This is a genomic window from Anabaena sp. CA = ATCC 33047, assembly GCF_963870205.1.
GTDB lineage: Bacteria > Cyanobacteriota > Cyanobacteriia > Cyanobacteriales > Nostocaceae > Trichormus.
In genome coordinates this window covers 16,594-36,137 of record NZ_CAWMSA010000016.1, presented here as the reverse complement: position 1 = coordinate 36,137, position 19,544 = coordinate 16,594, and the positions used below count along the sequence as shown (strand labels likewise).

The 19,544-nt window shown below is 41.8% G+C and carries 19 protein-coding genes; 5 read left to right on the top strand and 14 right to left on the bottom strand.

Annotation, left to right across the window (positions count from 1 at the left end):
* Positions 1–70 precede the first annotated feature (70 nt).
* From deoC to AACS98_RS03530, 4 genes are all read left to right on the top strand, one after another.
* A complete protein-coding gene (gene deoC, locus AACS98_RS03545; RefSeq protein ID WP_066376409.1) occupies positions 71–751 on the top strand; it encodes a deoxyribose-phosphate aldolase in 681 nt (226 codons plus the stop codon).
* A gap of 118 nt (positions 752–869) precedes the next feature.
* Positions 870–1,778, top strand: a complete 909-nt coding sequence (gene recO / locus AACS98_RS03540) for a DNA repair protein RecO (RefSeq protein ID WP_066376408.1) — start codon at positions 870–872, stop codon at positions 1,776–1,778.
* Positions 1,765–3,384 (top strand): MFS transporter, encoded by a 1,620-nt coding sequence (locus AACS98_RS03535; RefSeq protein ID WP_066376407.1) that lies wholly within the window; start codon positions 1,765–1,767, stop codon positions 3,382–3,384. The genes recO and AACS98_RS03535 overlap by 14 nt, the downstream gene beginning before the upstream one ends.
* A 346-nt stretch (positions 3,385–3,730) precedes the next feature.
* Entirely contained in the window at positions 3,731–4,873 is a 1,143-nt protein-coding gene (locus tag AACS98_RS03530) for a glycosyltransferase family 4 protein (RefSeq protein ID WP_066376405.1), read from the top strand.
* Here AACS98_RS03530 and AACS98_RS03525 read toward each other — a convergent pair.
* The 8 genes from AACS98_RS03525 to AACS98_RS03490 form a co-directional block, all read right to left on the bottom strand.
* Positions 4,863–5,630, bottom strand: coding sequence for a matrixin family metalloprotease (locus AACS98_RS03525; protein WP_066376403.1), 768 nt, complete (start codon positions 5,628–5,630; stop codon positions 4,863–4,865). The genes AACS98_RS03530 and AACS98_RS03525 overlap by 11 nt on opposite strands.
* Positions 5,631–5,656: 26 nt before the next feature.
* Entirely contained in the window at positions 5,657–5,890 is a 234-nt protein-coding gene (secG, locus tag AACS98_RS03520; RefSeq protein WP_066376401.1) for a preprotein translocase subunit SecG, read from the bottom strand.
* 96 nt (positions 5,891–5,986) lie between these two features.
* Positions 5,987–7,585: a 2,3-bisphosphoglycerate-independent phosphoglycerate mutase gene (gpmI, locus tag AACS98_RS03515; protein ID WP_066376696.1), complete on the bottom strand. Its 1,599-nt coding sequence runs from the start codon at positions 7,583–7,585 to the stop codon at positions 5,987–5,989.
* A 287-nt stretch (positions 7,586–7,872) separates the two neighbouring features.
* Complete coding sequence (locus AACS98_RS03510) at positions 7,873–9,567, bottom strand: ABC-F family ATP-binding cassette domain-containing protein (RefSeq protein WP_066376399.1); 1,695 nt, start codon at positions 9,565–9,567, stop codon at positions 7,873–7,875.
* 151 nt (positions 9,568–9,718) lie between these two features.
* Positions 9,719–10,534 (bottom strand): Rpn family recombination-promoting nuclease/putative transposase, encoded by an 816-nt coding sequence (locus AACS98_RS03505; protein WP_066376397.1) that lies wholly within the window; start codon positions 10,532–10,534, stop codon positions 9,719–9,721.
* Between the two features lie 30 nt (positions 10,535–10,564).
* Positions 10,565–11,059, bottom strand: a complete 495-nt coding sequence (locus tag AACS98_RS03500) for a hypothetical protein (protein WP_066376395.1) — start codon at positions 11,057–11,059, stop codon at positions 10,565–10,567.
* 269 nt (positions 11,060–11,328) lie between these two features.
* A complete protein-coding gene (locus AACS98_RS03495; protein WP_066376393.1) occupies positions 11,329–14,016 on the bottom strand; it encodes a DNA methyltransferase in 2,688 nt (895 codons plus the stop codon).
* Between the two features lie 93 nt (positions 14,017–14,109).
* Entirely contained in the window at positions 14,110–14,472 is a 363-nt protein-coding gene (locus AACS98_RS03490; RefSeq protein WP_066376392.1) for a helix-turn-helix domain-containing protein, read from the bottom strand.
* Positions 14,473–14,691: 219 nt separating this feature from the next.
* Between AACS98_RS03490 and AACS98_RS03485 the strand changes: the two genes are divergently transcribed.
* Positions 14,692–15,195 carry a hypothetical protein gene (locus AACS98_RS03485; RefSeq protein WP_066376389.1) on the top strand — a complete coding sequence of 168 codons (504 nt, stop codon included), beginning with the start codon at positions 14,692–14,694 and terminating at the stop codon, positions 15,193–15,195.
* A 499-nt stretch (positions 15,196–15,694) separates the two neighbouring features.
* On the opposite strand, the gene prfA is transcribed toward AACS98_RS03485, so the two are convergent.
* From prfA to rplQ, 6 genes are all read right to left on the bottom strand, one after another.
* Positions 15,695–16,795, bottom strand: coding sequence for a peptide chain release factor 1 (gene prfA, locus AACS98_RS03480; RefSeq protein ID WP_066376387.1), 1,101 nt, complete (start codon positions 16,793–16,795; stop codon positions 15,695–15,697).
* 102 nt (positions 16,796–16,897) lie between these two features.
* Complete coding sequence (rpmE, locus tag AACS98_RS03475; protein ID WP_066376694.1) at positions 16,898–17,137, bottom strand: 50S ribosomal protein L31; 240 nt, start codon at positions 17,135–17,137, stop codon at positions 16,898–16,900.
* Positions 17,138–17,294: 157 nt separating this feature from the next.
* Positions 17,295–17,711: a 30S ribosomal protein S9 gene (gene rpsI, locus AACS98_RS03470; RefSeq protein WP_066376384.1), complete on the bottom strand. Its 417-nt coding sequence runs from the start codon at positions 17,709–17,711 to the stop codon at positions 17,295–17,297.
* A complete protein-coding gene (gene rplM, locus AACS98_RS03465) occupies positions 17,711–18,166 on the bottom strand; it encodes a 50S ribosomal protein L13 (protein WP_066376381.1) in 456 nt (151 codons plus the stop codon). The genes rpsI and rplM overlap by 1 nt, the downstream gene beginning before the upstream one ends.
* A 59-nt stretch (positions 18,167–18,225) precedes the next feature.
* Positions 18,226–19,050, bottom strand: coding sequence for a tRNA pseudouridine(38-40) synthase TruA (truA, locus tag AACS98_RS03460; protein WP_066376379.1), 825 nt, complete (start codon positions 19,048–19,050; stop codon positions 18,226–18,228).
* Positions 19,051–19,165: 115 nt separating this feature from the next.
* Positions 19,166–19,516 (bottom strand): 50S ribosomal protein L17, encoded by a 351-nt coding sequence (gene rplQ, locus AACS98_RS03455; RefSeq protein WP_066376377.1) that lies wholly within the window; start codon positions 19,514–19,516, stop codon positions 19,166–19,168.
* Between the last annotated feature and the right edge of the window lie 28 nt (positions 19,517–19,544).

Here is a 19,544-nt window from a genome sequence, read left to right as displayed (position 1 = left end):
ATGGTTTAATTATAAGAAGAAGTTTAATTTTTTATAAAGGTTTATCATCAGTTATTTGGTAAAAAGCACGATGGCAGCAGACTATCCAGACATTGATATTGCGCCATTTATCGATCACGCCCTGTTAACCCCAACGGCTACTCCAGAGCAGGTTGAGCAATGGTGTGGACAAGCAGACAGATTTAATTTTGCCTCGGTTTGTGTGTACCCTGCTTATGTCAAGCAAGCTGCGGAACTGCTGCACGGTAAAAAGCCCCAAGTTTGTACGGTAATTGGTTTCCCGACTGGGGCGACAACTGGAGCAGTGAAATTATATGAGGCTCAAGAAGCAGTAGAAAATGGAGCCACAGAATTGGATGTGGTGATGAATTTAGGCTGGTTGAAAGCTGGCAAAACTGATGCAGTTCACCGAGAAATTGCCGAAATCTGTGAAGAGACAGGAAAGCCAATCAAGGTAATTTTGGAAACTAACCTGTTGACGGATGCGGAAAAAAAACTAGCAGCAGAGCTAGCTATGGATGCAGGAGCAGCATTCTTAAAAACCAGTACAGGTTGGAATGGTGGGGCTACGGTGGCAGATGTGCGTCTGTTGAAGGAAGTCGCACGGGAAAGGGTAGGAATTAAAGCATCGGGGGGTATCCGTACCCTGGAGCAAGCTTTAGACTTAATCTTGGCAGGCGCTACTAGATTAGGTACATCTCGGAGTATCGATTTGATCCGCCAGCGCGATAACCTGGAAAAAGGTGAATAGTCATTTGTTCTCTTGTTCTTTGTCATTTGTTTCCAGTCCGATCATCCATTGACTAATTACTGATGACTAATGACTAATGACTAATGACCAATGACTGATGACCAATGACTAATTACTCATGAGTAGAACCTATAAAGCCACGGGGATTAATCTCAAAACCCAAGTGCTGGGAGAATCAGATAGAATAGTGACAATTTTGACACGAGAATTCGGTTTGATTCGCGCAGTTGCCCCTGGAGCGCGTAAGCCTCACTCCAGTCTGGGTGGTAGAAGCGGGATGTTTGTAGTCAATGAATTACTAATTGCCAAAGGGCGATCGCTCGATAAAATTACACAAGCTCAAACTGTCAAAACTTACCCAGGTTTAACACAAGATTTGGGAAAATTGGCTGCTAGTCAGTATCTAGCAGAAATCGTGCTTTGTCAGGCTTTGAGTGAACATCCCCAAGCAGAACTCTATGAATTATTGAATCAACATCTCCAACTTTTGGAGGCTGTACCTTCAACTGAGCCATCTAGTATCATCGCCTGTCTAGCGCATGCAGTTTTTTACCTCTTAGAATTAGCCGGACTGAAGCCGCAAGTCGAAATCTGTTGTCTGTCTCAACGCTATTTAACACCAGATTTTGCATCTCCCAATTGGCAGGTAGGTTTTAGCATCCCGTCTGGGGGAATTGTCGCCTTGGAGGCTTGGGAAAATTTACGTCAAGAAGTTAGCAGGAAAGCCCATGAGAAGCTAGTATCTCATGCTTCACAGTCTTCTTCTACTTCTCAACCTGACTACCAAACAGTTGTGCATCGGCAAGAAATACCCGTAATTTCTATGCGTCTGAATGCTTCAGAATTGGCGATGCTGCAACAGATGTCACAACCAGAGATAATGCAAATTAACCCCACCAGCTATGAAAGCTGGTTATCTGTAGAGCAGATTTTGCGCCAGTATGCTCAGTATCATTTAGGTCGCCCGATTCGCTCTGCCTGTTTAATCGATTCTTATTTTGCTGCCAACCATGATGCAACCGTCTGATTTGGATACAAAAATTCTGCCGTTGTCACCTACTCACAGCAGAAAACAGAATAGGGTATCAGAACTTACACCCAATTATTTGAGTGCTGTGCCTCAGCCTACCCCTAGTCGCGCTGATAGCCAAGAATATTCTGCACCTGATGTCTCTCAAAACGGTAAAAGTGGGAAATCGGAAATCCCAAAAACTGGTGTGTCAGAAAAATTAACTCATGATCATACTGCCAGTGAAGACAACGCCAAAGGTCAACCAGTCGCCACCACTGTCAAAGAAGAATCTACATCATTCGATGGTTCTGGTGTGTCTGGGGAAGCACCATCAGAATATCAGCCACAACAGGGGTTTGCACCAGTGTTTAAAAACCCTAATTTTTTGGCACTTTGGGGTGGTCAAGTTTTTTGCCAGTTGGCAGATAAAGTTTATTTGGTACTGATGATTGCCTTGATTAATACTCAGTTTCAGGCCAGCAATCAAAGTATTAGTGGTTGGGTGTCAGCCTTAATGATGGCTTTTACTATTCCCGCCGTGCTATTTGGTTCGGTAGCCGGTGTATTTGTGGATAGATGGTCAAAAAAGACGGTTTTAGTAGCTACCAATGCTTGGCGTGGCATTTTGGTGTTGGCTATTCCCCCACTCTTGTGGTTGACTCATGATTGGCAACCTCTAGGGATGATACCTGTAGGTTTTGCCATTATTTTAGGGGTGACTTTTTTAGTATCTACATTAACACAGTTTTTTGCACCAGCAGAACAGGCAGCAATTCCTTTAGTGGTAAAAGAACAGGATTTACTGTCGGCGAACTCGCTATACACAACAACGATGATGGCTTCGGTAATCGTCGGGTTTGCCGTAGGAGAACCAATATTGGCACTGGCTGATAGTATTTGGGCGCAACTTGGTGGTAATTATGGATTAGGTAAAGAAATTTTAGTAGGTGGAAGTTATGCGATCGCTAGTATTATCTTGTTACTATTAGTGACTAACGAAAAAACCCACGCCCCAGAAACCGAGTTCCCTCACGTATTTTCTGACCTGCGCGATGGTTTAAGCTACCTGAAAGATAACTCTCATGTGCGGAATGCTTTACTACAACTGATGATTTTATTCTCTGTTTTTGCAGCTTTAACTGTTTTAGCAGTTCGCATGGCAGAAATCATCCCTCATATCAAAGCTTCCCAATTTGGCTTTTTATTAGCGGCTGGCGGTGTGGGAATTGCGGCAGGAGCGACTATTTTGGGTCAGTTTGGTCAACGCTTCTCCTATACTCAACTTAGTTGGTTTGGATGTTTAGGTATGTCGGCATCTTTGCTTGGCCTTTCTGTGTTTACGACTCAGCTATGGCTCGTGTTACTGTTGGTAACACTGCTGGGTGTTTTTGGCGCATTGGTAGGTATCCCGATGCAGACTACCATCCAAACAGAAACCTTGCCAGAAATGCGCGGTAAAGTATTCGGCTTACAAAACAATGTGATTAATATTGCTCTGTCTCTACCTTTAGCATTAGCAGGTGTCGCTGAGACATTTGTGGGTTTAAAGGCTGTATTTATGGGATTAGCTATGATTGTCTTTTCAGGAGGTATCTTAACTTGGTATAACTACCGTGATTAATTGTGAGATTTTTGAGCAAATTTATTGAATACCACAACCTGAGCAATTACTGAATAAAAGCTTTTGCTTTCATGCTAAACTAAACCTGAGAAAAATTTTATCGCCAACTTACCGGGTATCAGGATAAAATTAGCCAGACGAATCAGTTGTAAATCAATGTAAATTTACAACTGATAGACAATATAAATAAGACGATGAATTATCTGCTTTAGTAAACCTAAAGTTTGGCTTTGTGGCTAGTTTAGGGTGGGAACATATACTAAATAAACAGCCAACAACTAAAACCAGATAAAAAACAAAATTCCCCATAAATAACTAAACCCGCTCTTCTGATAGCTGAGAAAGAATGCGTATAGCCTGGATTGGAAAAAAATCACCCTTTTGTGGCAACGTCACTTACAGTAGAGAAATTACTAACTCTTTGTTAGATAGAGGGCATCAAGTTAGCTTTCTCCACTTTGCTCAAGAAGAATCTGAAAGCGACAACTGGCCGAATTTTCAAGAGGTTCCCCTACCATTTCTTTATAAGTCACAGGTTTACACGATTCCTACTTTTAAAGCCACAAAGGTTTTAACTCAGTCACTTAAGGAAATTCAGCCTGATATTGTCCACGCCTCTTTGACGTTATCTCCTCTAGACTTTTTTTTACCAGAGATTTGTGAGCAATTAAAGTTACCCTTGGTTGCCACATTTCATACACCATTTGCTGGTAAAGGGGCTAAGTTAATCTCAGGCACACAACTCTTAGCTTATCAACTATACGCGCCTTTTTTGGATAACTACGATCGCGTGATTGTATTCTCTCAGATTCAGCGCGAATTGTTAGCCAACATGGGGGTAAGGGAAAAAAATATTGCTGTTATCCCCAACGGTGTGGATGTTGATAAATATTCTCCGGGATATTCCACAGTTAAGGCAGAATTTAAAGCAGAGCGTTTATTTGTTTACCAAGGAAGACTCGCCCCAGAAAAAAATGTAGAATCGCTGCTCAGAGCTTGGAAACAAGCAAATATGGACGCGGGTAGTAAGTTGTTAATTGTGGGTGATGGCCCGTTAAGAGCTAGTTTAGAACCATTTTATGGTGAAGAATACAATATTATCTGGTTGGGATTTGTTGCCGATGAAGCCCGACGTATAGATATTTTACGGGGTGCAGATGTATTTATTTTGCCTTCGTTGGTAGAGGGTTTATCTTTATCGCTATTAGAGGCGATGGCTTGTGGATTAGCTTGTATAGCCACAGATGTAGGTGCAGATGGCGAAGTATTAGACAAAGGTGCAGGGGTAGTCATCAATCCCAAGACAGCGCGATCGCAACTGAGAACTCTTTTACCATTATTTCAAGACCATCCAGAGTTAACCACATTACTGGGACAAAAAGCTAGAATGCGGGTACTAGATTTATATACCCTGAGTAAGAATATTAGTCAGTTAGAAGCACTATACCGTGAAGTGTTGGCACAGCGTCCCGTAAAAATCACTTTGTAAGCATAGGCCAACCTAACTTAGTTGGTTGCTCATAAATCCGCTTCAGAGTATTTACATCTCTGGCAGAAATCGGCGGAGGGTTGCGAACTTGGGAATAGTATAAAGCATCAGTTTGTACAGGACTATGACCCCAAATTCCCAAGGCGTGGCCTAATTCGTGACGGGCGGCTGCAAATAAATAATTACCAGTTTGGCTGGGACTTAATAAAATTTGGCAGCGGTGTAATAAAACATTATTGCTAGTATATAACTCATAACGCGCCAGAGCAGAACGCGCACGCGGGATTTTACGGTCACGGGAAAACTCCAGAGGTGGGGTTTTGCGCTCAATTGTAATATCGGCAATTTCTGGCTGTTCTACAACTGTCAGAGGTAAATAATTATTCCATTCCTGTACAGCTTGGAAGATGCTATTAACCCAAGCTTGCGCCTGTTCGTTGTTAATTGTTTGTGGTCGTTTGATGTGAACTTTAACGGGAAATTGCGACCAAACTAAGTAACCAACTTCGGTGGTTGTGACTTGCGAGAAGTAATCACCGCTATTTGTGTTGTCTTGCCATTGTTGAAGTTGCGACGGTAAGGGGTGGGGTTTGGGTGCAGTGGTTGCTAAGTTCGCTCCTACAGGGTGACTAAATTGCAGGTTGATCAAAACAACTAGCAGCCCTGTACTTATAGCTAAGACAAAAGCTGCTAGTAATTGTTTATTAATGAATGTTTTCAGGGTATTAGGCTTTGGGTGTTGATTTTGATTTCCCATTTACCTATCTCCTGGGGATTTTATTGTTACTTAGGTAGCCAGCCAGCACTCAAAACTACTGTTAAACCCATAAACACCACTGTCAAAGCCCAGGTAACTCGGTTTAAAGTGTTTTCCGCGCTTTTGGTGCTGCTGAATAACTGGGCTTGTCCGCCAATAGCTCCGATACCGTCGCCTTTAGGGCTATGTAGTAATACTAAAACAATCATACCAATGGCGGCGATCGCCCAAATGAGTTGCACAATACTTGTAACTGTCATGGTAACAATCTCTTTTATAGAAATTTCAAAACAGAGGAGTTTCCGGTAAGAAAACAGTTAACAGTGTAAGTGTTAACTGGTTTCTCAAAGTTGAGTTTACAGACCTACTGGTACAGGTGTACGTGGGCGTTGCACTTCATATTCTGCTGGTTGCAGTAGCGATCGCCCGGTCATTTCTGGTGGTTGGGGTAGCTGTAAAATCTCTAGTATAGTCGGGGCAATGTCGGCTAATTTGCCATTATTTCTGAGTGTGACATTTGTCCCGTATCCAGGGATTTTCACTTTTTCCCCTTCCACTAAAATCAGGGGAACCGGGTTAGTTGTGTGTGCCGTCCAAGAATTACCTTCTGGATCTAGCATATACTCGGCGTTACCGTGGTCGGCGGTAATAATTGTAGTTCCGCCTACTTTGCTCACACCTTCTACCAGACGACCCACACAATTATCTACGGTTTCAATGGCGGTGACAGTAGCTGCCATCTGACCAGTATGCCCTACCATATCTGGGTTAGCATAGTTGATTACTACCAGAGAGTAGATACCCTTTGTAATCGCAGCCAGTGCTACATCTGTGACGGCTGTTGCTGACATAGTGGGGGCTTTGTCATAAGTCGCTACCATTGGACTGTTGACTAATTCCCGGTCTTCTCCCGTAAAAGGTTCTTCCAAGCCACCGTTAAAGAAATAGGTGACATGGGCATACTTTTCGGTTTCCGCAGTCCGAAACTGCTTTAAACCTTCGTTGGCGATGACTTCACCGAGAATGTTCGTCAAATTCTGTGGCTCAAAAGCTATAGATACAGGCAAATCAGAATCGTACTGTGTAAAAGTCACAAACGATAAAGGCTGAATTTGCTCTCTTTCAAACCCTGTAAAATTTGGGCTAACAAAAGCCTGAGTTAATTGTCTAGCTCGGTCTGGGCGGAAGTTGAAGAATATCACCCCGTCTCCTGGCTCGACAGCACCAGGAGCAAGGCGCACGGGTAAAATGAATTCGTCAGTCACGCCTTCTGCATAGGATGCTTGCAGGATATCAGCCGCTTTGCGTCCATCACCTGCACCATCTTGTGTGATCACATTGTATGCTTTTTGGACTCGATCCCAACGGCGATCGCGATCCATTGCATAGTAACGACCACTAATAGTAACAATGCGCCCAATTCCTACACGGTTGATGTAGTCTTCTATAGCATTAATTGCTTTGATTCCATCTGTTGGCGCAGTATCTCGCCCGTCAGTGATGGCGTGGATACAAACTTCTGAAATTCGCTGATCTTTGGCTAAGTCAAGTAGTCCGAACAGATGGGTAATATGTGAGTGTACGCCACCCTCAGAACACAGCCCAACTACATGCAGCTTGCCATTCCGAGAGCGAACTTCCTGGCAAATTTTGACAAGAGCTGAGTTGCTGAGGATAGAACCATCTTCCACAGCATCAGAAATGCGTACCAATTCTTGGGGTACGACTCTACCTGCGCCAATGTTCAAATGACCAACTTCTGAGTTACCCATTTGACCTTCTGGCAATCCTACGGCTTTCCCTGATGTGTGGATGAGGGTATGCGGATACGCTGACCATAAACTGTCCATGATTGGCGTTTTGGCAGCGACAATTGCGTTTCCTCGCGTCTCCTCGCAGTAGCCCCATCCGTCTAAAATGACTAGCACCACAGGAGCAACAGGTGCTTTGGTCATAGTAAAATTGCCCTTTACTTTTTGTAATACCCGAATGATACCACTGCTAACCACCACTGCAAGTGAATTTCTGCTTATTAACTTGTTTTATGCAATTAATCAGTGTTTGTTAGAGTTTTTTAAAGTTTGGGTAATTATTACACATCTTTTGTGATAAATATGCTAGCCAAACTTAGCAACATGGGTGTAGGGGTGTAGGGGTGTAGGGGAGAAAATCCAGTCTATCAATGCCCCATGCCCAATGCCCCATACCCCATGCCCTATTCCCTATTTTCCCAACAAATGTTTTACTTCTTCTTTGCCGATGCTTTGGCTGCTTTAGCGGCTTTTTTGGCGGCTTTTTCGGCAGCGATCGCAGCTAATCTAGCGGCTTCTTTTTCTTCGGCGATTTTATCGAGATAATAGTGGTAATCACCGAGGTAAACGCGAAATTCACCATCGCGAATTTCGACAATTTTATTCGCTACCTGAGAAATAAAATAACGGTCGTGAGAAACTATAATTGCCGTACCATCATAGTTTTGTAGTGATTCTTCTAACATTTCCTTGGCGGGAATGTCTAAGTGATTGGTTGGCTCATCTAAAATGATTAAGTTAGCCGGACGTAAGAGCATTTTGGCTAATGCTAAACGCGCTTTTTCTCCTCCACTCAATGCACCAACGCCTTTAAATACTGTATCCCCACTGAATAAGAATTTTCCTAGTAGGGTGCGGACTTCTTCATTTTTCCAGTCTGGAACTTCATCGTGAATGGTTTCCATGACGGTTTTTTTCAAGTCTAAAGCCTCAGCTTGATTTTGCTCAAAGTAACCAGGGATAACGTTATGTTCGCCTAATGCTACAGTGCCTTCTGTGGGTGGTTCTAAACCCATAATCATGCGTAATAATGTCGATTTACCAGCACCGTTAGGCCCTAAAAACGCGATGCGATCGCCTCTTTCAATCAGCAAATTTGCACCCAAAAACAAAATCTTGTCGTCGTAGACATGGGTTAAATCCTTAATTTTCACTACCTCTCGTCCGCTACGAGGCGCAGGAGGAAAGCGGAAATGCAAGGTTCTCACACTAGCTGTAGGTGCTTCGATGCGTTCAATTTTTTCGAGTTGCTTTTCGCGGCTTTTAGCTTGGGTGCTGCGGGTAGCACTGGCGCGGAATCTATCCACAAAAGCCTGTTGTTTTTCAATTTCTTTTTGCTGACGTTCATAAGCACTCAGTTGTGCTAATTGATTTTCAGCTTTTTGTTCTAAATAAGCAGAATAATTCCCTAGATAAGTTGTCGAAACACCCCGTTCAGTTTCCACAATTTGGGTGCAGAGACGGTCAAGAAATTCCCGGTCGTGGGAAACTATCACCATTGGGGTAGTTAAACCTTTGAGATAATTTTCTAACCACTCAATAGTTTCTAAGTCGAGATGGTTTGTCGGTTCGTCCAGCAGTAATACATCTGGTTTTTGGAGGAGAATTTTACCCAAACTCATCCGCATTTGCCAACCACCTGAGAAAGCACTGACGAGGCGATCGCCGTCTTCTGGCTCAAATCCCATTTCAGGTAAAATTTTGCCAATACGTGCTTCTAATCCGTACCCGTCTAAAGCTTCAAACTGACGCTGTAACCGATCCAATTTATTAATTAGCGCATCCAGTTCTTCTGGAGTCGCCTTTTCCATTGCCTGTTGTACCTCAGTCAAGGCTAACTGTACTGCGTTAGCTTCTTTAAATACAGTCCAAAATTCTTCTCTAACTGTCCGACCTGGGTCTACTTCAAATTCTTGATTCAGGTAAGCTATGTGTAAGCTAGCAGGACGAATAATTTCGCCGGCTGTCGGTTCCATTTCCCCCATGATGATTTTCAATTGGGTGGATTTTCCCGCACCGTTAACACCGACTAAGCCAATGCGATCGCCTGGTTTCACTTCCCAGTTGATATCTTTGAGAACTTCGCCTGTAGGATAAATTTTACTAATATGTTCTAATCTTAGCATCGAGTTTTTCTCAGGTAGGAATTATGGATAGTTGCGGACGAAGTAACAGTACCGTCTTCAATCTTAACAAAAATTAATCCACAATTCCTCGTGAGAAACTCTTTTTAGATGTATCCTGAATAATCTTTTGGCATTTAAGAAACTTATAAGCTCAATTCTCGCTTTGAGAATTAACAGACTGCTGTTGTGCAGCTTGCTGTACTTCCTCCACACTCAACTCTAAAGCTTGTGCTATTTGTTCTATAGTCAAACCTGCTGCTAACATTGGTGATATTGCTTTTAACTTACCTAAGCGTACACCTTCTTCTCTACCTTCCTGAAAAACTTCCTGATAAAATCTGGTTTGTTTTAAGTCACTCGTTCCAAACATTTCCTCCATCTCCTCCTTAGTGATTGTCGGCAACTTATACAACAAGATAGTCTCTATTAATTGTAATAATTGCTGTTGTTTGATGGTGGAGTTGATTTCTAATTTTGTTCTTTCTATCAACTCCCTAGCTTCTATGATTGCCGTATCTTCTGATGCCACTATTAACCTTACAGTTGCAATACCAATTGGTAGAGACGTAATTTTACTTAACTCATCCAGGTAAATGCGTCTGACTCTCTCACTTACAAAGAATTCTCTGTAATGTTTGATATCACCTATATCTATACTTCTGCTTGGGTATAAAATCACCGCACCCCAATCATTTACAGGTTGATTTTGGCGGAGATATAAGCAGACTTCAGCAAACAAGCGCGAGTAAAGTCTTTCGTCTGGTTGAAACTGCACTTCCACAAAATAAATCGGCTGTTCAATTTCCACTGTCGGGACAAACACACCATCAATTCTGAATGCTGTTTGTTTAATTTCAATTGATGAAAATTGATAGATATTCGCCATATCAGGAGAATTTCCGATTAATTCAAAAAATATATCTGGAAACTCTTGAAATATGCGATAAAAAATGCTGTCGGTTCTCATTACCTTTGACAAATCATTTTGAAATGTGAATTATACATTGGTGTCTTCAGAACCATCACGCACTGTCAACAATCTCTCTTTAGTAATTCCTAATATTCTTGCCAATGGTGCTAATAAACTATCATCAACTTCTTCACCAGCATAAATATTGTTTAATTCTGTGGGAGAAAGTTTAAAGGTATCGCAGAATTTAGCAAACTCTTGATTGCCTAAATCTAGTTCTTCTTGTCGCTCACGTAATAAAAGTGCGATCGCTCTCGTTCCATATTTAGGACGTTCACTAATTTTTATATATTTTTCCATTAAAATATCAACTTTGCTAATATCCTTACCTGCGGCTTTCAGTAAATCAACGCAAGCAATTTTTAAAGCTTTTTTTAAAACTTCATCTTCATTTAAAAATTTTATCAATTCTTCTGCATAATCTTGCTTAAAAAAGCCCACCAAATCCCCTTGATGGTAAACCGGAACATAAGCATCTTGAGAGTCTAATTCCCAGTCTAACTGTTCGTCACGTAGTCGCATAGCTGCACCTGTATAAATTTGAGTCTCACCATTTTAAAACTGTTTATACCCACGCGCAATTGGTAAAATTTGGGAAAAATGGCTCATACATAGCTTAAATCCCCAACTTCTTCAAGAAGTCGGGGATCTGGTTTTGACGAATTGACAAAGGTGATATACCAATTCTCTATAAAGTCGCACCAAATAAATAATGTAGAGACGTTGCATGCAACGTCTCTACAGTGCAGAATACAATGCAACTTGATTAAGCAGCATTATTATATAAATGATTAAACCGGACACCAAGGGCCTATAATATTAATTCCCTGTTTTTCTTTCTCAGCTAAATCTAAATTTAACGTCAGCAGTTTTTCTAAAATATCATCATCAGAATTAAAACCGTAAGCTTGTATCACTAATTTATCTAACTGTTGATGCAGTTTATAAAGCTGGCTTGTGGGTTCATCAAAAAACTTATTGTAAAGTGTAGTTATTCCCCACTGTTTTGACTCCATTTGTTGTGTGCGGTATTCGTGGAGTTCTTCAGCCTTAGCGCGAATTTTTTCAACTAATTTAGCCTCTGGGTTTTGCGGAAAGGGAAATGTTTCAAAACAGGTATTATGAGTATAGCGAGTGTCTCCCTTTAACGTAGAGCTTTGAGCTTTAACCCAGAGGCGATGAATTTTAGATGTTAAAATACCAAGAACATAGGAATCATCTGATGCGAGAACAATATTTAAGTCACCTGGTAGCCAGTGTAAAGGAGCAGGAATAAATACAGCCCATTTTGAAACTCTGGGAACTATAAAATAGCACGAGAGAGGTACTAATGCCTTCCTCATAGCTGGTCTTTTTTCCCCATATTTCCACCAATTAATTCTAGTAACTTCCCGGCGATTATTATCACGTTTTGGTTTAACATTAGTTTTAATATATTCAAAAGGTAATCGATAATCACTCGCCTCCTCAATAATCATATCATTAAAATCAATAATCCAACGCTCAGGCTTACCATGAGGATTTTTCGCCAAATTCGCACCCATTGAAAATAACTTTAATACCTCTTGATTTTTTGCATCAGCTTGAATCCAATCTTTTACTTGCTGTTCAGTAACTATAAATCCCTCACCAACTGGAATTACACCCTGAAAGCATTTATTTAAATTTGCTTTTAATCTGACAGCTTGAGAAACATCAATTGTAGATTTGAGTGAAGAATTAATTTGTGAAACTATCTGATCATCTAAATAAAGCTTATCCGATTTAACCTTACTCCAATTAACAATACTAACATGAACATTAGCCTCACCAGACCAAGGTTGAGTAGAAACAGCCTCATGAATATATCCGCCATTTTGCGTAATGTAATCTAATGCTGCAACTCTACTTTTACCTTGACTAATAGAGTTAGTAGCAACTAACCCGGCTCTACCTTTGTCGTCAATATGTTGGTGCGCTAACCGAAACCAATAAGCACAAAAATCTACAGAATCTTTAACATCAGTAAACCTTTGAAAAACTCTGTCGATATATTCATCACCTAAAGATATTCTGAGATGCTTACCATCTAAAAACGGTGGATTTCCGATAATTGCATCAGCCTTTGGCCATTTACTAAATAACGCATCTTGACAAACAATATTATTATCCAAACTATCCAGAGGTAAAGCAGCCTCAGTGAATTTTAAATTATCAATAGCAATCTTCCGCGCAATCATCAAAGTTACTCTTGCCAATTCCACAGCAAAAGGATTTGTATCCATACCAAAAAAATTTAATGGTGTTACAAAACCCATTTGCATTTGTTTATCTTCTGACTTACGACGTTGCTGCATTTTATCTAACAACAACATTTCAATCCGCTTCAGTTCTTGATATGCAATGTAGAGAAAATTTCCTGAACCACAAGCCGGATCAAGTACGCGATAACTTTGTAATTCTAAATGCAGTTTAGATAATTGATTAATTGTATTAGCTGCTTCGATTCTTTCTTCCCAATAACGGCTAATTGTCGGACGGACAATTTTCATAATATCCGCCTCAGAGGTATAGTGAATACCTCTAGCATGACGCTCTATACTATCTACTGTACTTTCAAATAAATTACCAAAAATAGCAGGTCTAACTTGACTCCAATTTTCCTTAGCTGACAACTCTAAAAACTGCAATTCCTCCTTAGTTAATTCAATCGGATGAATTACCGTAAACAAACCCCCATTAAAATAATCTACCCCTTGATAACGTCCAGCCGGTATAATTCCTGGCTGATTCATTTCCCGAAATAAACCACCTAAAACATCATAAGAACTAACCCCATTGATACAATCTTCAATGCAAGAGATAAACATATCACGGGGTAAAAGTTGTCTATCTTCTGCAAACATAGCTAACACACATTGCAGGATAAATCGCTGTGCTGTTAACTTTTCAATCTTGCGTTTTTCCAGTTCTAGCAGTAGCTCACCCATGCGACGAGCCGCCCTTTCTGTCACCTCTACCTGATTGTTACGGAAAATAGGAGTTTTTTCCCCTAATTCCATAAATCCAAAGGCTCCATCCCTTTCTGGTAGCTGCTCCAGAGGAATTACATCAACGGGTGTATCTAATTGGATATCAAAATCAAAAATCCAAAACTCATCAAAATTGCACAGAATGACATATTTAGGACGTTGGGGAACTAAGCGCGTCCAATAATCAAAGGCTTGCGAGTAATGCTTGCTTAAATCTTCCCCGCGTTTTTTCATTTCAATTAAAACGCGAGGTTTCCATACCAAATCAGCAAAACCTGTTTTACCCTTCTTGCTACCTTTTTTAATCGCCTCCTCGTAACTAGCTCCTGCTTCTAATGCGCCCTCATGTCCAAAAGCCCGAAAAAAGCGGTCTAAAAAAGTTTGTGCTTCTTTCTTTTCTTGTCCTGTAATATGCTGCTGACAAAAACTAACAAATTTATTCAGGCTTTCGGGTGTTGCTCTTACCATTTGATTGGGAGATTAGTTTCAGTAATCTTAACTATTCCCATGTTATAAATTAATCAATACAATTGGTGATAAAAATCTCAAGGATTTTGTTATTTAACTGGCTTTTGCTTGATCATCTGATGCGTCTGTGAGAGTAGCTAGTCTATCAGCCACCGCATGAACAACCAAAGCAAGTTGACTCTCTGGCATATACTTGATTTGTCGTAAGATAAAATTCAAGTCAGACTTTTCTGCTACTGGTTTACCCTCTAAGCAACAGAGTAATTCTTCCATTGTGTAGCCGGCTTTCGCGGCAATTTGCGCCAAATTTTCTGTATCTGGGACTTTTACGCCTTTCTCCCACATCTGAACCGCAGTGGCAGAAACTCCTAACATTTTGCCAAAGGCTCGCTGACTCAACGAACCACGAGCTAATTTAATGATTTCAACCAGTTTTTGTCTGCTTTCAATGTTCACAGTTTTGATAATTCGTTAGTTTTATTTACAAATTTAGTTCTAACACTACCAGTTTACTTTTTGATTGACAAATTTGTTTTTTAGCAGTAAACTATAAATCCTGAGTTTCAATATTATAACTAAAGTAATAGTAAAAATTGCTCTTAACTAGCTAGTCTTGAGCATAAATTTATTAGCCAAGGCTGCAATACCAGTGTGTGTCATTAGAAAAGGTGCATCGTGTCTCGTAAACTACGTAAAATTAATCAATATCGCCGTAAAAATAAAAACTTAATAGCTGCTAAGAAAATTCAACCAGAAAAATGGTGCATATCTAAGTCTGAGGCACAAGCAGCTTTAAACGCTCAAGGTTGTAATGTTAAAGAAATCAAAAAAGTTCATTGCCTCAAGCATCAAGTTAGTATCTCCTACTGGGATATCAAAGGTAATATATGTAGCAGCTTTTTTAGCTATCGAATTTTTAGCCGTTGGCAACAGGAAGTAGAAACTTTGATTGCGGAATGTCAAACCCTCAAGGAATGGCAGAAGTTAAATTATCTCCTGAAGTACGAATTTGCCTATTATCACTATCCTAGTGAGATGGCTTATAGACTGCAAGCGGCATTAGAAAATCGTCTGAGTTTGTTAGAGGATGTTGGGCAAGTCATGAAAATTACTGAAAACCCCTCTCAAAATCTCTCCCCTAAAACTGTAGAGACGTTGCATGCAACGTCTCTACATTAGACCCCCCTTCCCTTGTAGGGACGGGGGTTAAAGGGGTTAGGTTTGAGTGACTTTGATTTTAATAAAAGTTTAAGGGTGTAAGGGTTTGAATACTTACACCCCTACACCCCTATACACTTATCGAAAATTTGGGTTGAAAACCCCGTCGTTCTACGACGGCTTTCTGGTATACTAGCAGTAGGTTGTAGACCGTGAGAACGATGTTCGCGTAGCGTCCCGCAGGGAGGAAACAGGTAAAACGTCCTACTCCGTGATCTCAAAATGCCTAACAGTCAATGGTGTAAAAATAAGTCCAAACTGTAAGGTCGAAAAGCAATTAAATAGGGTAGGGCATACCCAAATTTACGCTTGGGGAGTAGTCCTTAAGTGGGGTATATCGAGAGATATGTTTCGGACTAGACATGAAACTGTAAGACCAAAATCAACATCGTTGGTGGAGGCAGGATTCAGCCCAAGAATCTCCGCACTTTTAGGGCGGAGAGTGTCAAACCCCGAATAACTAGGCAGCAGTGCCGGATGCGGCTAATTCTGCTAGTCGTTCCTGTTGATCTTGAGAAATACAAGATTGGATGAGTGATTCTATATCGCCTTCCAAAACTGGGTTAAGAGAAAAGTTTTGACCTAGACGGTGGTCTGTGACGCGGTTATCTTTATAATTATAGGTACGAATTTTTTCTGAACGCGATCCTGTACCAACTTGCGATCGCCGCATGGAAGTTACTTCTTCTTGTTGTTCCCGCAACTTCATTTCATACAGTTTCGCCCGCAGAATTTGCATTGCCCGTTCTTTGTTTTGTAACTGGCTGCGTTCTTCTGTACAGAAAATCCGTATTCCTGTTGGTTTGTGCATTAAGTCAACGGCAGTTTCTACCTTGTTGACGTTTTGTCCACCAGCACCACCGGAACGCGCTGTAGTCATTTCAATATCTTTCGGGTCAATGTGGATTTCTACATCATCCACTTCTGGCATAATTGCCACTGTCGCTGTAGAAGTATGAACTCTTCCCCCAGCTTCAGTTGCTGGTACACGCTGCACACGATGAACGCCAGCTTCAAATTTTAGCTTACTGTAAACGCTATCGCCCTGAATTTCTAGAATTACTTCTTTGAAGCCGCCCATTTCACCCAGGGACTCACTGACTAGCTTGACTCGCCAACCCTGAGTATCAGCATAGCGGGAATACATCCGCAGTAAATCCCCAGCCCAAATACTCGCTTCATCGCCACCAGTCCCGGCGCGAATTTCTAACATGATGTTTTTATCATCATTGGGGTCGCGGGGTAGCAGCAACACCTTCAAGCGATGCTCTAAATATTCAATTTTTTGTTCTAGTTCATCTACTTCCAGGGCTGCAATTTCTTGTAACTCTGGATCACCGTTTGCCTCTTTGAGTACCTGACGCGCCCCTACCAATTCTTCTTGGGCGGTTTTCCAAGTTTCGTAGGTATTGACTACCTCTTCTAAAGAAGACCGAGACTTAGCAATTTGTTGATACTCATCGGGGTTTTTAGCGGTATCTGGGTCGGCTAGACGACGAGTTAATTCATTGAATGTTTGTTCAACGGATTTGAGTTTGTCCAGCAGGTATGATTCAGCCATAACGAGTGCGATCGCTCCTTAAAAAAATAACAAGTTGGCTCGGCAAAAAATGACAATCGACCCAGCAGACGCAGGGTCGTCGTTAACAGCAGAGCCAACCCGCTACTTTTTGTTTTGGTCGCCAGCAGCTTGAGAGCCGCTCATACCGTACTTGCGGAGGAATCTTTCTACACGACCCTCAGTATCAATAATCTTCTGAGTTCCGGTATAAAATGGGTGGTTTCCAGACCAAACATCTACGTGTAATTCTGGTTTGGTAGAACCAACAGTCATTACAACTTGACCGTTGCAGTAAACTTTTGCGTCTGGATACCACTGGGGATGAATTTCAGATTTAGCCATTTTTCCTTTTGTGGTGAATCTAAAAGAATTATAACTTGTTGCGCTTGATTCGGGACTAGGTATTAGGGACTGGGGACTGGGGACTAGGAACTTTAAACTTTGCTCAATTAAAAAGCGTTTCCCAATACCCAATACCCAATACCCAGTCCCCAAAATTTTATCGCTTGGAGTATTGAGGAGCTTTGCGGGCTTTGTGCAAACCATACTTTTTCCGCTCTTTTGACCTGGGATCACGAGTTAAGTAACCTTCGGTTTTCAGAGGTGGGCGGTTATCGGGGTCTAGTTGGCATAAAGCACGAGCTACGCCTAAGCGGACAGAATCAGCTTGTCCGGTTAAGCCGCCGCCTTCTGCTTTAACTACAATGTCGTATTCGGTTTCTAAACCCAAGGTTTCCAAGGGTGCTTTGATCAGTCCCAAGTAGTTGGCATTGAATTGGAAGTACAAATCTCCAGGTTTGCCATTGACAATTATTTGACCGCTACCAGGAACTAAACGTACACGTGCGATCGCGGACTTACGGCGACCAGTACCCCAGTACACGGCACGGCCGCTATTTGCTTCTGCTACTACCATTAACCTTCTGCTCCAGGAATTGTATTAACGTTCAGTTCTTTGGGTTTTTGGGCTGCGTGGGGATGAGTAGGCCCAGCATAAACTTTTAGTTTAGTGAACAATTGCTTACCCAAGCTATTTTTAGGTAGCATCCCTTTAACAGCGTGTTCCACAATTCTTTCTGGTAAACGCTGTTGCAACTTGGTAAAAGTTTCGGTCTTCATTCCACCAGGACGGCCGGAGTGGCGACGGTAAACTTTTTGAGTCCGTTTTTTACCTGTGACTGCTACTTTTTCTGCATTGACAACAATCACAAAGTCGCCTGTGTCCAGGTGGGGGGTATAGTGAGGTTTATTTTTGCCTCTTAAAATCATGGCAATCTCGCTAGCCAAGCGACCGAGGCGTTTATCGGTAGCGTCTACTACGTACCAATCACGCTCAAGAGTATCTTGAGGAGGAAGGTAGGTTTTAGTCATGTTGGTTGTTCCTTTGTCATTTTATTTGGGAGTTCTTAGTCAATATTGACTCTTAACTCTTAACTAATAACTAACTTTGGCATGGTGTCATACCAAACATCGGGGGAAAAGGGAAAATCTGGATAGCCGACTCGCAACAAGCATAAGCCTTGGGGGGGTGCGGCGTGTTTTACTTCTTCCCGCCGTTGTTCTTTCCAGATGTCGGTGAAACTGGCAAGGGTTCTTTGCCCAGAACCTACTTGTACTAGCATCCCTACCAATAGCCGCACCATGCCATATAAAAATCCATCTGCTTGAATTTCAATATGGATAAACGGGTCTTGGCGATAACACTCGACTGCTTGCACTTCCACCCAGGAATGCGATCGCTTAGAACCGGCGCGATGAAATGCCTCTAAGTCATGCTTACCTACCAGTGGTTGCAAAGCAGCTAGGATGAGGGATTCATCCAGGGGTGCATGATAATAATGCCAACTGAAGGGTTTCACGAACAAGTTCGGACGACCTTCAGTATATATTGTGTAGCGATACCGTCGATATGCTGCACTAAAGCGAGCGTGCCAATTTTGGCTGACACCTGCGGAAGCTCTGATCAATATATCTTCAGGCAGATAACTATTGAGGATTGTTGCCCACTTGTGCGGCGGGATTAAACCAGGAGCATCAAAATGGGCGACTTGAGCAGCAGCATGGACACCGCTATCAGTGCGACCAGCACCGTGGAGTGTAACATGATGCCCGACAATTTGGGCGATCGCTGTTTCGATTTCTTCTTGAACTGATCTGTGATTTTTTTGCCGTTGCCAGCCATGAAAATGAGTGCCAAGGTATTGGATAACCAAGGCGACTCGCTCTTTTGGGATAGGCTGGTGGCTGAGTATCATAAAATCTAAATAGAGGCTGAAGTATAAAGCGTCAAGTATGAAATTTGAAATATGAAACGTGAAGCAATTCAGCCATATTTACCCTTCTTTATGCCTTCTGCCTTCTGCCTGCTGTTTAGACTAACTCAATGATTGCCATCTCGGCATTATCTCCCCGGCGAGGTACGGTATGCAGGATGCGAGTGTAACCACCTTGACGATTACCATACCGAGTAGGGACTTGCTCAAACAGCGCATGAACTAGCTGTTTATCATAGATATAACCTAAAGCTTGGCGACGGGCTGCTAATGAACCATCTTTAGCTAAAGTAATCATTTTTTCTACTTCACTACGTAGCACTTTAGCACGTACCAAAGTAGTGGTAATCCGACCATGACGAATCAGTTCAGTGGTGAGCGCACGCAACAGGGCGCGACGCTGATCAGCTGGTTTACCTAGTTTTTTAACTCGACAACGGTGACGCATAATAATTGTTGACTGTGAACTATGAAAG